Source organism: Enterobacter cloacae complex sp. SHL022 (genome assembly GCF_049237785.1).
Lineage (GTDB): Bacteria > Pseudomonadota > Gammaproteobacteria > Enterobacterales > Enterobacteriaceae > Enterobacter > Enterobacter hormaechei_C.
Genome location: NZ_JBMKJH010000012.1, coordinates 1 through 13,063 on the forward strand (window position 1 = coordinate 1; position 13,063 = coordinate 13,063).

General features: G+C 55.4%; 11 protein-coding genes and 1 riboswitch. Of the genes, 3 read left to right on the forward strand and 8 right to left on the reverse strand.

Annotated elements, in window-relative coordinates; translation table 11 throughout:
• Positions 1–308 precede the first annotated feature (308 nt).
• A complete protein-coding gene (gene murI / locus ACOTZD_RS20215) occupies positions 309–1,160 on the reverse strand; it encodes a glutamate racemase (protein WP_174402262.1) in 852 nt (283 codons plus the stop codon).
• Entirely contained in the window at positions 1,105–2,955 is a 1,851-nt protein-coding gene (gene btuB, locus ACOTZD_RS20220) for a TonB-dependent vitamin B12 receptor BtuB (RefSeq protein ID WP_003862065.1), read from the reverse strand. The genes murI and btuB overlap by 56 nt, the downstream gene beginning before the upstream one ends.
• Positions 2,956–3,021: 66 nt before the next feature.
• A riboswitch (cobalamin riboswitch) is annotated at positions 3,022–3,197 on the reverse strand.
• A gap of 104 nt (positions 3,198–3,301) precedes the next feature.
• Between btuB and trmA the strand changes: the two genes are divergently transcribed.
• The gene (trmA, locus tag ACOTZD_RS20225) at positions 3,302–4,414 is read left to right on the forward strand and encodes a tRNA (uridine(54)-C5)-methyltransferase TrmA (RefSeq protein WP_137042231.1); all 1,113 of its coding nucleotides are present in this window, start codon (positions 3,302–3,304) and stop codon (positions 4,412–4,414) included.
• Positions 4,415–4,504: 90 nt separating this feature from the next.
• On the opposite strand, the gene ACOTZD_RS20230 is transcribed toward trmA, so the two are convergent.
• Positions 4,505–4,864 (reverse strand): YijD family membrane protein, encoded by a 360-nt coding sequence (locus tag ACOTZD_RS20230; protein ID WP_174402263.1) that lies wholly within the window; start codon positions 4,862–4,864, stop codon positions 4,505–4,507.
• A 9-nt stretch (positions 4,865–4,873) separates the two neighbouring features.
• On the reverse strand, positions 4,874–5,512 hold the full coding sequence (gene fabR / locus ACOTZD_RS20235; RefSeq protein ID WP_003862059.1) for an HTH-type transcriptional repressor FabR: 639 nt from the start codon (positions 5,510–5,512) through the stop codon (positions 4,874–4,876).
• Between the two features lie 196 nt (positions 5,513–5,708).
• Here fabR and sthA point away from each other — a divergent pair, with 196 nt between their 5' ends.
• Complete coding sequence (gene sthA / locus ACOTZD_RS20240) at positions 5,709–7,109, forward strand: Si-specific NAD(P)(+) transhydrogenase (RefSeq protein WP_003862057.1); 1,401 nt, start codon at positions 5,709–5,711, stop codon at positions 7,107–7,109.
• Here the strand turns inward: sthA and oxyR are convergent.
• The 4 genes from oxyR to argC all read right to left on the reverse strand — a co-directional run bounded on the left by oxyR (position 7,092) and on the right by argC (position 11,581).
• Positions 7,092–8,009 carry a DNA-binding transcriptional regulator OxyR gene (gene oxyR / locus ACOTZD_RS20245; protein WP_003862055.1) on the reverse strand — a complete coding sequence of 306 codons (918 nt, stop codon included), beginning with the start codon at positions 8,007–8,009 and terminating at the stop codon, positions 7,092–7,094. The two genes, sthA and oxyR, sit on opposite strands and share 18 nt — an antisense overlap.
• Before the next feature lie 305 nt (positions 8,010–8,314).
• Positions 8,315–9,688: an argininosuccinate lyase gene (gene argH / locus ACOTZD_RS20250; protein ID WP_003862053.1), complete on the reverse strand. Its 1,374-nt coding sequence runs from the start codon at positions 9,686–9,688 to the stop codon at positions 8,315–8,317.
• 105 nt (positions 9,689–9,793) lie between these two features.
• A complete protein-coding gene (gene argB / locus ACOTZD_RS20255) occupies positions 9,794–10,570 on the reverse strand; it encodes an acetylglutamate kinase (protein WP_174402264.1) in 777 nt (258 codons plus the stop codon).
• Between the two features lie 6 nt (positions 10,571–10,576).
• Positions 10,577–11,581, reverse strand: a complete 1,005-nt coding sequence (gene argC, locus ACOTZD_RS20260; protein WP_023315030.1) for an N-acetyl-gamma-glutamyl-phosphate reductase — start codon at positions 11,579–11,581, stop codon at positions 10,577–10,579.
• Positions 11,582–11,669: 88 nt separating this feature from the next.
• Between argC and argE the strand changes: the two genes are divergently transcribed.
• Positions 11,670–12,821, forward strand: coding sequence for an acetylornithine deacetylase (gene argE, locus ACOTZD_RS20265; RefSeq protein WP_003862050.1), 1,152 nt, complete (start codon positions 11,670–11,672; stop codon positions 12,819–12,821).
• The last annotated feature ends 242 nt before the right edge of the window (positions 12,822–13,063 follow it).

A 13,063-nucleotide genomic window follows, 5' to 3' on the forward strand; every position in this document is an offset into this window, starting at 1 on the left:
CCGAGGACATTAAGAATCCATGTCACTTTGAGTGCCCACACAGATTGTCTGATAAATTGTTAAAGAGCAGTTGCAACGCGGCTTTCAGCTCATCATTGCGAGGTCCCGTATATTACGTTTTCCTCATTCAGAGTCAAGCAATTATTTTCACTTTTCTCTGTTGGTGTTCATCTCTGAACCCCGCTGTCCCGGCGGCTTGCAAGCCGTTGTTCCGTGTCAGTGGAGGCGCATTATAGGGAGTTCTCAGACGTTGACAACCCCTCTTTGAAAAAAAACGTTCAACCGTCTCTTTTTTGCTCAAAACCGTGCTACAGCGCCAGTTTTTCGAGCGTTTCGAAGCCGTAACGCTGTAAAACGGGCAAAAGTTGTTCGGTTTCTTTTGTTATCGCCATACAAAAAGCGATGTTCGCATCAGCGGATTTCGCATCCGGCGCCTCGTGTTCCAGCAGCCAGGCCGTCCGACGCGCAATCGCAGCACCGGAATCCACCAGCCGGGTCCCTTCAGGCAGAACCTTTAACAGCTCTTCCTGTAATAGCGGGAAATGGGTACAGCCGAGAACAACCGTATCCGGTGGTTCCTGCATCCGCAGCCATGGACGCAGAATACGACGCAGCTCTTCAAGCGAGACCGTCTCGCCGTGCAGTTTCGCTTCCGCCATTTCCACCAGCTCCGCGGAGCCGAGCATGGCGATCTGGCATTCATTGGCAAAGCGCTCAATAAGCTCACGCGTATAAGGACGTTTTACCGTACCACGCGTAGCCAGCAACCCCACAATGCCGTTCGCCGTCAGACGCGCCGCAGGTTTGATTGCCGGAACAACGCCCACAACCGGGAACGGGAATTTTTCGCGCAGGGCAGGAAGAGAGACCGTGCTTGCCGTATTACAGGCAATGACCGCCAGCGCCAGAGGATAACGCTTTTGTACCGCGGTGACGATTTCAACCACACGCTCAACAATAAAGCCTTCACTCTTTTCCCCATACGGGAACGCGACGTTATCGAAGGCGTAGATGTAATGGAGATCCGGCAGGAGCTGCCGAATCTCATCATAGACCGAAAGCCCACCGACGCCGGAATCAAACACCAGCACGGTGGGACGCGGATCAGAAGGTGTAGCTGCCAGACAAGGTGTATTCCCGTCCTGCAGTTTGGTAGCCATAAACTGTCTCGTAATCTTTATCGAACAGGTTGGCTATTTTACCACGAACTGTGAGATGAGAGGTGACGGGATATGAAACCGCGACGTCCCACAGGCTGACGCCGCCCATTTTCACGCGTTCTGTTGCATAGGTATTCGGATCAACGGCAACGTCATAGCGAGTGCCCAGATAACGGTACGCCAGATTCCAGTCGAGATCCCACACCTGCCAGTCAAGCTGATACTTAACCTGCTGCTTTGAGCGACGTGCCAGGACTTCGTTGGTTTTCGCATTGCGCGGGTCAACGTAGTCATAGGAAATTTGGTGCCCTACCGGTCCGGTATCGAACTGCGCCGTCACCTCAATCCCTTTGATGCGAGCCTCATCCACGTTGTAATAACGGTAGGTCCGCGGGTCGCTGTTAATCAGGTTATCAATATCATTACGATAACCCGTCACGCGCCAGTTTACCGGCCCCGTCAGGCCTTCAAAACCACCTTCCCACTGCTTACTCTCTTCTGGCTTCAGGTCCGGATTGCCGTAATCCTTACTGTGGATCTGGCTCATGGTCGGCGCTTTATACGCTGTGCCGTAAGAACCGATGATGCGATACCCGTCGATGAACTCCCATGCGGCGCTGGTCTGCCAGGTGGCATGATTGCCAAAGTTAGAGTTATCGTCATTACGCGCCGCCGCTTCCAGCGTCACGCTGTTGAACTGCTGCATCGCCGAAAGGAACACGCCGGTATTACGTTGTTCGTAACCTTTTTCCAGATAGCCCGTACCCGCCTGGGTTTTCTGCTTCTGCCAGTCCAGACCCGCGCCGATATTGCCGTGCCCCACTTCAACCGTATTCAGCCACTGGGTGGTGTACTGCTTCACGTCATCCATGGTTGCGGAGTCAGCGTAGCGGCCTTTTTTCGGATCATAGTTCTGATCTTTGCTACGGCCATACCCTGCCACCAGCTGTGACTGGAAAATACCCTGGTTATAGCGCAACCCGGTGTCCCAGTTCTGGCTGTAAACCTGACGCGTGTCCGGCCGCCCATCAATGCCGGTCGCGCCATAGTGATCGTAACCGTCATACGCGGAGCGGTTATCGTAGCCAAAGCCACGGACGAATCCGCTGACGCTGTCGGTAAACTGCTGCTCCACCGAGCCAAACAGCGATTTACTCATAAAACCATCGCGGTCTGGCTGGCGCGGGGCATCTTTTGCGGCAATATCAAAACCACGGGTATAGGTATAATCACCGGCCATGGTGATTTTGGTTTTATCGAACACCTGCTGGAAGGCACCGTTATAGTTTTGATACCCCTTTGAACCGACACCCGCAGAAATTTCCGCACCCGGCTTGTCGCGCCCGGTAATGATGTTAATCACACCGCCAATCGCGTCGGAGCCATACAGCGCCGAACGTGGGCCGCGAATGTACTCAATACGCTGAATCAGCGACGTCGGAATTTGGCTTAAATCGGGAACGTTGCTGATCCCGGCATTATTCAGAGGGATACCATCAATCAGTACCAGAACATGGCGGGATTCCGTACCGCGAATAAACGTTGAAGAGGTCGACCCCATCCCGCCGCTTTGTGCGATGTCCACACCCGGCAGGCGTGACATGATTTCCACAACACTCGTTGCCTGCCAGCGTTCAATATCCTCACGCGTCACGACGGAGGTCGGAGCCAGAACGGTTTTTGCTGGTTGTTCGAAACGGTTTGCTGTCACCACCAACGAGTCGGCGCTTTCCTGCGCCCAGCCCGAAAATGCCGTGACGGAAAACACCGTCAACAGCGATACTTTTTTAATCATTGTTAAAGCATCCACAATATAAGAAGGATGCCGCAGGCCTCACCGATAGCACGCGATGATGAAACCAAATGCGACGTGATCCCGGCAGGTCTTCGGGCTGGGTGGCGTTATACGGATGAAGACTTCCCATTTTCACAGTGTCTGCAACTCTCATCCCGCCAGTCTTTACCGCTGCGCGTCAGCTCCAGATTTGCACTGGATTCCCTTTTCACTCTCAGGAGACCGGAAACAGAATGCTACAATTAGACACGTATAGATGTCCAGATAGCTATTAGCCATTAAATCTGGACATCCACTGCACAATCCCTACAATCCCCGCGTAATTCTTTATCACTCAGGACGCATCATGACCCCCGAACACCTCCCGACAGAACAGTACGACGCACAGCTGGCAGAAAAAGTTGTCCGCCTGCAAAGTATGATGACGCCTTTTAACGCGCCCGTTCCCGAGGTGTTTCGTTCTCCGGTCAGCCACTACCGTATGCGCGCTGAGTTCCGCATCTGGCACGATGGCGATGACCTGTACCACATCATTTTCGATCAGCAGACGAAATCCCGTATTCGCGTAGACAGTTTTCCGGCGGCGAGTGAGCTTATCAACCAGCTGATGACGCTGATGATCGACGGTGTGCGCAACAATCCGGTACTGCGCAACAAGCTGTTCCAGATTGACTACCTGACCACCCAAAGCAATCAGGCCATTGTTTCTCTGCTCTATCACAAAGCACTGACTGACGAGTGGCGCGAGCAGGCAGAAGCCCTGCGCGATGCGCTGCGCGATGCGCTGCGCGCGCAGAATATCAACGTGCACCTGATTGGCCGCGCGACCAAAACCAAAATCATGCTGGACCAGGATTACATCGACGAGCGTCTGCCGGTGGCAGGAAAAGAGATGGTTTACCGTCAGGTGGAGAACAGCTTCACCCAGCCGAATGCCGCCATGAACGTGCAGATGCTGGAGTGGGCGTTGAAGGCGACGGAAGGGTCTAAGGGCGATCTGCTGGAACTCTACTGCGGTAACGGCAACTTCTCGCTGGCGCTGGCGCGTAACTTCGAACGCGTGCTGGCGACGGAAATCGCCAAACCGTCGGTGGCAGCCGCGCAGTACAACATCGCCGCTAACCATATTGATAACGTACAAATTATTCGTATGGCGGCAGAAGAGTTTACCCAGGCGATGAACGGCGTACGCGAGTTTAACCGCCTGCAAGGGATTGATTTGAAGAGCTACCAGTGTGAGACAATTTTTGTCGATCCGCCGCGCAGTGGCCTGGACAGCGAAACCGAGAAGATGGTGCAGGCGTACCCGCGTATTTTGTACATCTCCTGTAACCCGGAGACGCTGTGCAAGAATCTGGAAACATTAAGCCAGACGCACAAGGTTGAACGTCTGGCGCTGTTCGATCAGTTCCCGTATACGCACCATATGGAGTGCGGCGTACTGCTTACTGCACGATAATCTTTAGGCCGGATAAGCGTAGCGCCATCCGGCATTTTTTGGCAGGTGGCGCTTCGCTTACCTGCCCTACAACGACTACAAAACCCTTCTCTACTCCGGCAACTCGCTCTTGCGGCTACGCATGCGAGAGCCAATCCAGAACACCAGCGCCACGGACAGTACCGCAGGCAGGAAGTTAGAGCCAATATCCGGGTATTCCGCACGCACCACGGTGCTGTACAGCAGCACACCCAGGATAAAACTGGCTGCGGCCAGCCCCGGTAACCCGACAGGCATGGTGCGGTTCAGATAACGTTGATGCAGGCAGTACACCGTCAGCACCAGCGCGATAATCGGGAAAATCGAGAACGGTACAATTGAGCTGAAAACCGCCGCAAACGTACCATTAATGGATAAGCCAGCGATCAATGCCAGCAACAGCGTTCCTTTATCCTGACCTGACTGTTTCATTACTCACCTTCACTCATCGTTTTGATGTGCCAACTTCTCTTGTTCACGGCGATACCAGTAGTACGCACCTTTAGAAATCATCCGCAGCTGCAATACCAGTCGCTCTTCGAGTTGCTTACGTTGTTCAATGCTGACATCCAGCGCTTCAGCACCCGCGCTGAACACAATCGTCACCATCGCCTCAGCCTGTGCTTCAGTAAACGCACGCGGCATATGGTTTTCGAGTTCAAGATAGTCGGCAAGTTCCGCGATGAAATGCTGAATTTCACGCGCGACGGCGGCACGAAACGCGGCTGACGTTCCGGAACGCTCACGCAACAGCAGGCGAAACGCGTTAGGGTTATTGCCGATAAATTCCATAAATGTCGACACGGAAGTGCGGATCACGCTGCCGCCCTTGGCGATACGCTGACGCGCCTGACGCATAAGCTGGCGCAGCATCAAACCGCTCTCGTCGACCATGGTCAGGCCCAGTTCATCCACATCACGGAAATGACGATAGAAGGACGTTGGCGCAATCCCGGCCTCGCGCGCCACTTCACGCAGGCTCAAACTGGCAAAACTCCGCTCAGCACTCAGTTGACTGAATGCGGCTTCCACCAGCGAACGCCGGGTTTTCTCTTTTTGTTGTGCTCTTACGCCCATCACGATAGTTGAATCCTTCCAAAGGCCCGTTGGCACTATACCAGAGAATAAAATTAATCTGTTTACCTGACTTTGTGAATGATTGTTTACGCGCGGTTTGTGCTCCACTGCCCGAAAAAAGCACAACGATAATTGGGTTACCCTGGCAATGATGTTATGATTCTGTTGCTTTTATGTATAAGAACAGGTAAGCCTTGCCATGCCACATTCCTACGATTACGACGCAATAGTTATTGGTTCCGGCCCCGGCGGCGAAGGTGCTGCTATGGGTCTGGTAAAACAGGGAGCCAGAGTAGCGGTTATTGAGCGCTACCATAATGTCGGCGGCGGTTGCACCCACTGGGGCACCATCCCTTCGAAAGCCCTCCGCCACGCCGTTAGCCGCATTATCGAATTTAACCAGAACCCTCTTTACAGCGACCACTCCCGACTTCTTCGCTCCTCCTTTGCCGATATCCTGAATCACGCAGACACGGTCATTAACCAGCAGACGCGCATGCGTCAGGGTTTCTATGAGCGCAACCACTGTGAAATTCTGCAAGGGAACGCGCATTTTGTGGATGAACACACCCTGGCGCTGGAGTGCCACGACGGTTCGGTTGAGACGCTCACCGCTGAAAAATTTGTGATCGCCTGCGGCTCCCGTCCTTACCATCCGGCAGACGTGGATTTCTCGCACCCGCGCATTTACGACAGCGACTCCATCCTCAGCCTGCACCACGAGCCACGCCATGTGATCATTTATGGTGCGGGGGTGATTGGCTGTGAATATGCGTCGATCTTCCGCGGAATGGAGGTCAAAGTTGATTTGATCAACACCCGCGACCGGCTGCTGGCGTTCCTCGATCAGGAGATGTCAGATTCCCTCTCCTACCACTTCTGGAACAGTGGCGTGGTGATTCGCCACAACGAAGAGTACGAGAAAATCGAAGGCTGCGATGACGGTGTGATCATGCACCTGAAATCCGGTAAGAAGCTGAAAGCCGACTGCCTGCTGTATGCCAACGGCCGTACCGGCAACACGGATTCATTGCAGCTGGAGAATATCGGGCTTGAAACCGACAGCCGCGGTCAGCTCAAGGTCAACAGCATGTACCAGACTGCGCTGCCGCACGTTTACGCGGTGGGCGACGTGATTGGTTACCCAAGCCTGGCCTCCGCCGCTTACGATCAGGGCCGCATCGCCGCACAGGCGCTGGTGAAAGGTGAAGCGACGGCGCATCTGATTGAAGATATCCCGACGGGGATCTACACCATTCCGGAAATCAGTTCTGTCGGCAAAACCGAGCAGCAGCTTACGGCCATGAAGGTGCCTTACGAGGTGGGTCGTGCCCAGTTTAAACATCTGGCGCGGGCGCAAATCGTGGGAATGAGCGTGGGTACACTGAAGATCCTGTTCCATCGCGAGACGAAAGAGATCCTCGGTATTCACTGCTTCGGTGAACGCGCGGCGGAAATCATTCATATCGGCCAGGCGATCATGGAGCAAAAAGGTGGTGGCAACACCATTGAGTACTTCGTTAACACCACCTTTAACTACCCGACCATGGCGGAAGCTTATCGGGTCGCTGCGCTGAACGGCTTAAACCGCCTGTTTTAACGCGCTGTCAAAATGGCCATCCATCGCACCGCGGATGGCCTCTGCCAGCTGCTCATAGCGGCTGCGCAGCGGTGACCCCGGACGATAAACCAGACCAATGGTGCGACGCGGCTCCGGCTTAATACACGGCAGATAGACCACGCCATCACGTTTACGCTCGTGCGGCACCGCCAGTGCCGGCAACAGCGTAATACCGCTTCCCGCCGCCACCATATTACGCAGCGTTTCCAGGCTGGTTGCGCGAAAATGGGTATCTTCATCGGCACCCGCTTCGAAGCAGAAGCCCATCGCCTGATCGCGCAGACAGTGGCCGTCTTCCAGCATCAGCAGTTTTTCACCGGCCAGATCGGCCATCGGTACGCGATCGCGGTTCGCCCACGGGTGATCTTCATAGATCGCCAGCATCATCGGCTCATCGAACAGCGGTACTTCAATAAACGCTTCACTCTCTTTAACGAGCGCCAGAATCGCACAGTCGAGCTTACCGCTGTCTAACTGCGCCAGCAGCTGATGGGTTTGCGCTTCATGCAGGTACATTTCGAGTTTCGGGAACGTCTGGTGCAGCATCGGAATGATTTGCGGCAACAGGTACGGGCCAACGGTTGGGATCAGGCCAATATGCAGCGGGCCGGACATCGCTTCCCCCTGCTGGCTTGCCATTTCCTTGAGCACTTTGACCTCGCGCAGTACGGTGCGCGCCTGATCCACCAGCAGCAGACCTGCCTGCGTGAACAGTACTTTACGACTGGTGCGCTCCAGCAGCATCACGCCCAGCTCATCTTCCAGCTTGCGGATCTGACCGCTCAGCGTTGGCTGGCTGACATGGCAGGAGTCTGCCGCGCGGCGAAAATGGCGATGCTCAGCTAACGCTACCAGGTATTCAAGATCACGAATATTCATTATTCATCCTCCGTCGCCACGATAGTTCATGGCGATAGATAGCATAGCAACGAACGATTATCCCTATCAAGCATTCTGTTGAATAATACATCACATAGACGAGGCGGCACGTGTTTGACCCTTGACGTCCCCGCACCGTCAGCGAGTTTCTCTCAAAACTCGAAAAACTAAAGCCAACGTGAACTTTTGCGGACCCCGTGGTCCGCTTTTTTTTGCGTAAAAAAAAGCCCAGCACTAAGCCAGGCTCCGTTTTTCTCCCTCTCCCAGTGGGAGAGGGCCGGGGTGAGGGCACCAGCCCGCACGGTTTAAACCAACCGGTTTTTCGCATCCGCAATCGCCTGCGCTACCTGCTTCGGTGACACGCCGCCTTTCGCTGCACGCTTATCCAGGCAGGATTGCAGGGCCAGAATCGGGTAGACATCATCCCCGATAACCGCGCTGAATTTTTGCAGGTCGGCAAGCGCCAGCTCTTCAAGGGCTTTACCCTGACGAATCGCTTCCACTACCGCTTCACCCACAATATGGTGCGCCTCGCGGAACGGTACGCCTTTCGCCACCAGGTAGTCCGCCAGCTCGGTAGAGTTAGCATACCCCTGCTGCGCCGCTTCCTGGCAGCGCGGACGTTTCACCTGAATGCCGTCCAGCACCAGCGCGCCCATATGCAGACAGTCCAGCCAGGTGTCGAGCGCGTCGAACAGCCCCTCTTTGTCTTCCTGCATGTCTTTGTTGTACGCCAGCGGCAACCCTTTCAGGGTCATCATCATACCGGTCAGCGCACCCTGCACGCGGCCACATTTCCCGCGGATCAGCTCCAGCGCGTCCGGGTTTTTCTTCTGCGGCATCAGGGAGGAGCCGGACGTCACACGGTCGGACAGCTCCACAAACCCGGCTTCGCCAGAGTTAAAGAAGATCAGGTCTTCGGCAAAGCGCGACAAGTGCACCATCCCGATAGACGCATTTGAGAGCAGTTCCAGCACGTGGTCACGGTCAGAGACGCTGTCCAGACTATTGCGGGTGGCGGAGGCAAAGCCCAGCCAGCCTGCCAGCTGCTCACGGTCAATTTCATAAGCCGTGCCGGCAAGCGCGCCGCTGCCCAGCGGGCTCACGTCCAGACGCTTTAAGGTATCCTGTAAACGGCTCTCATCACGCGCCAGCATCTCAACATAGGCCAGACACCAGTGCGCGAACGTCACCGGCTGCGCGCGTTGCAGGTGGGTATATCCCGGCATCACCGCGTCCTGATTGTTCTGCGCGGTGTCCACCAGCGCGCCCTGCAACTGACGATTCGCCGCCAGCAGTTCGCCGACGGTCTCTTTGCACCACAGCTTCAGGTCGGTCGCCACCTGGTCATTACGGCTACGCCCGGTATGGAGCTTTTTACCCAACTGGCCGACTTTGTCGATCAGTTTGCCTTCCACCCAGCTGTGAATATCTTCAGCATCGCTCTGGAGGATTTGCTGCGGATCCAGACGCACCTCTTCCAGCAGATTGTTCAGCGCCTCTTCCAGCTGCTGCTGTTCGTCTGCGGTCAGCACGCCAACGGTCACCAGCGCTTTGGACCAGGCCACAGAGCCGACAATATCCTGTTCGGCCAGGCGGTAGTCGAAGCGCAAAGAGTCGTTGAACTGTTTGAACCGCTGATCCGCTGCCTGTGTAAAACGCCCACCCCAAAGTGCCATAACGAATTTCCTTAATGATGATATTTTTGCCCGGTGGCGCTGCGCTTACCGGGCCTACAAAATTCACGTAGGCCGGATAAGCAAAGCGCCATCCGGCACAGAAACTTAAGCCAGAATACGCGTACCAATCGGCGTACCGTTAAACAGCGCCGGGAGTTGCTCCGCGTGCCGCCAGGAGGCGATATCCACCGGGCGACCCAACGTGCGGGCCGCATCCAGCGCCGCATTCACTTTAACAATCATGCCGTCGGTGATAATGCCTTGATCGATCAGCTGCTCGGCTTTTGCGGCGGTCATTTCCGCAATACGCTGGCCTTTGCCGTCCAGTATGCCGCTCACGTCGGAGAGCAGGATCAGGTCTGCGCCCAGCGTGGCCGCCAGCGCGGTTGCCGCCTGGTCAGCGTTAACGTTCATCAGCTCGCCCTCTTCGGTCACGCCGATTGAGCTCACCACCGGCAGGAAACCGCCTTCCAGCAGGGTGTTAATCAGCTTAGGCGAACCCGGCTGCGCCAGTCCAACATGGCCAAGCTCTTCGTCGATCTGGGTCACTTTCACGCTATCGCCATCGCCCAGACAGAGGCCAACGGAGGCGATATGGTGCTTCTTCGCCCAGGCCAGCAGCGTTTTGTTCGCCGTGCCCGCCAGCGCGCCGGTAATGATGTCAATCTGGTCGGCAGGCGTCACGCGCAGGCCATTTTTCTTTTTCACCGGCAGGTTGAGCCCTTTCATCAGCTCATCCACCACACAGCCGCCGCCGTGCACAATCACCAGCGGACGTTGGTGTGATTCACGATAGTTCACCAGTGCGTTAAACAGGCGCTCCAGCGCTTCTTCGCTGTCCAGCAGTACACCACCGAGTTTGATAATTAATGGATTCATCATCACACCTTAAATAAGAGCCTGCGTTTCAGGGAAGCCGAAACGAATATTTGCACACTGCATTGCCTGTGCGGCAGCGCCTTTCAGTAGGTTATCTTCTGCGGCCACCACGATGAGATGCTCACCCTGCACGGCAAAGCCAATATCGCAGAACGGCAGGCCGACCACATTTTTCAGCGCCGGCACGCCTTTGTCGTACAGGCGCACCAGCGGTTTATCCGCATACGCCTGCGTGAAGACCTCGTTCACCTGTTCTTTGGTCACACCCGGCTTCAGGCGGCAGGTAATGGTTTCGAGGATCCCGCGCGGGAAGCTGCCCAGATGCGGGGTGAAAATGACGTCCGCGCCCAGATGCGTCGTGATTTCAGGATGATGACGGTGGTTAAACACGCCATACGGCTGAAGGCTCACTTCGCAGAAGCTGTTGGAGATTGCCGCTTTGCGCCCGGCGCCGCTCACGCCACTGGTGGCGTTGATCACCGGCCACTGGTTCAGATCCAGCAACCCGGCGTCGATCAGCGGCTTCAGGGAAAGCTGCGCCGCCGTCGGGTAGCATCCCGGAACGGCAATCAGGTTCGCTTCTTTCAGTTTATCTGCGCTCCACTCCGCCAGGCCGTACACCGCTTTTTCAAGCAGTTCCGGATGCTGGTGGGTGAAACCGTAATATTTTTCGTAGAACGCGCCGTCGTTAACGCGGAACGCGCCGGAGAGATCGAACACCACGCATCCGGCTGCCAGGAACTGCGGCGCCAGGTCGTGACTGACCTCGTGTGCGGTGGCTAAAAACACCACGTCAACGCCGTCGGTAAACTCGCTGATGTCAGACATGGGCTGCAAAGGCAAATCAACCACGCCCTTAAGTTGTGGATGCAAATCGGAAATTAACTTTCCGGCATCATTGCTTTGCGCTGACACGGTCAAAGCGGTTATGGTCATATGAGGGTGGCGATTTACGTAGCTTACAAGCTCTGCGCCCGCATAACCGCTAGCGCCTACAATCAGCGTATTCAACATCGGGTTCCTTTATGCTCAACGTTAATGTATTTTTATTCACATTTATTGCATGAATATTGATACTATCACGACCTAAGGTGTGTCAACAATGAAAATGAACTTACCGCCATTTATCGAGATTTACCGCGCCCTGATCGCCACACCCTCCATCAGCGCGACGGAAGAAGCCCTGGATCAGAGCAATGAGTCTTTAATCAATCTGCTGGCGGGTTGGTTTAGCGATCTTGGGTTTAACGTTGAGGTTCAGCCCGTCCCCGGAACACGTCACAAATTTAACCTGCTCGCCAGTACCGGACATGGCGCGGGCGGCCTGCTGCTGGCTGGCCACACTGACACCGTGCCGTTTGATGATGGCCGCTGGACGCGCGATCCGTTCACGCTGACCGAGCATGACAACAAGCTTTATGGTCTGGGCACCGCCGACATGAAAGGCTTCTTCGCCTTTATCCTCGACGCGCTGCGTGACGTGGACGTGACGAAGCTGAAAAAACCGCTCTACATTCTGGCGACCGCCGATGAAGAGACCAGCATGGCGGGCGCACGTTATTTCTCTGAAAACACATCGATTCGTCCTGACTGCGCGATCATCGGCGAACCGACCTCTCTGCAACCGATTCGGGCGCACAAAGGCCATATTTCGACCGCGGTGCGCGTACTGGGCCAGTCCGGCCACTCCAGCGATCCGGCGCGCGGCGTGAACGCCATTGAGCTGATGCATGACGCGATTGGCCGCATCATGACCCTGCGCGACGATCTGAAAGAGCGCTATCACTACGAGGCGTTCACCGTGCCTTACCCAACGCTTAACCTCGGCAGCCTGCACGGCGGTGATGCGTCCAACCGTATCTGCGCCTGCTGCGAACTGCATATGGATATCCGTCCTCTGCCGGGTATGACGCTGAGCGATCTGGATGGCTTACTGAACGAAGCGCTGGCACCGGTCAGCGAGCGCTGGCCGGGCCGTCTGACGGTCTCCGAACTGCATCCGCCGATTCCAGGCTACGAATGCCCGCCTGACCACCAGCTGGTTCAGGTGGTGGAAAAACTGCTTGGCGAGAAAACCGACGTGGTGAACTACTGCACCGAAGCGCCGTTTATTCAGACGCTGTGCCCGACGCTGGTTCTGGGCCCTGGCTCCATCAACCAGGCACACCAGCCGGACGAATATCTCGAAACCCGCTTCATCAAGCCCACCCGCGAACTCATTACCCAGGTTGTGCATCACTTCTGCTGGCATTAAAACCGCACCGAAAAGTCCCCTCTCCCTGTGGGAGAGGGTTAGGGTGAGGGCAACAAATCGCATGATCACCGTCACATTTCCATAAGCATCTCTTATCTGACGCAATGCGAATTAAATTTCGTAAATTGTCCGCATTTATTCGTCTGCTGAACCGTTTTCGCAGCAATTGACGACGGGGGTTTTACGTGGCTTTATAAAGGGAGATGACAAAATAATGTCCAGAAGATTTTCGCCTGGGCATA

Coding starts and splice junctions, on each gene's coding strand:
- argB (WP_174402264.1), bottom strand. CDS start 10,570: ATGATGAATCCATTAATTATCAAACTCGGTGGTGTACTGCTGGACAGC.
- ACOTZD_RS20230 (WP_174402263.1), bottom strand. CDS start 4,864: ATGAAACAGTCAGGTCAGGATAAAGGAACGCTGTTGCTGGCATTGATC.
- sthA (WP_003862057.1), top strand. CDS start 5,709: ATGCCACATTCCTACGATTACGACGCAATAGTTATTGGTTCCGGCCCC.
- argH (WP_003862053.1), bottom strand. CDS start 9,688: ATGGCACTTTGGGGTGGGCGTTTTACACAGGCAGCGGATCAGCGGTTC.
- murI (WP_174402262.1), bottom strand. CDS start 1,160: ATGGCTACCAAACTGCAGGACGGGAATACACCTTGTCTGGCAGCTACA.
- argE (WP_003862050.1), top strand. CDS start 11,670: ATGAAAATGAACTTACCGCCATTTATCGAGATTTACCGCGCCCTGATC.
- btuB (WP_003862065.1), bottom strand. CDS start 2,955: ATGATTAAAAAAGTATCGCTGTTGACGGTGTTTTCCGTCACGGCATTT.
- oxyR (WP_003862055.1), bottom strand. CDS start 8,009: ATGAATATTCGTGATCTTGAATACCTGGTAGCGTTAGCTGAGCATCGC.
- trmA (WP_137042231.1), top strand. CDS start 3,302: ATGACCCCCGAACACCTCCCGACAGAACAGTACGACGCACAGCTGGCA.
- argC (WP_023315030.1), bottom strand. CDS start 11,581: ATGTTGAATACGCTGATTGTAGGCGCTAGCGGTTATGCGGGCGCAGAG.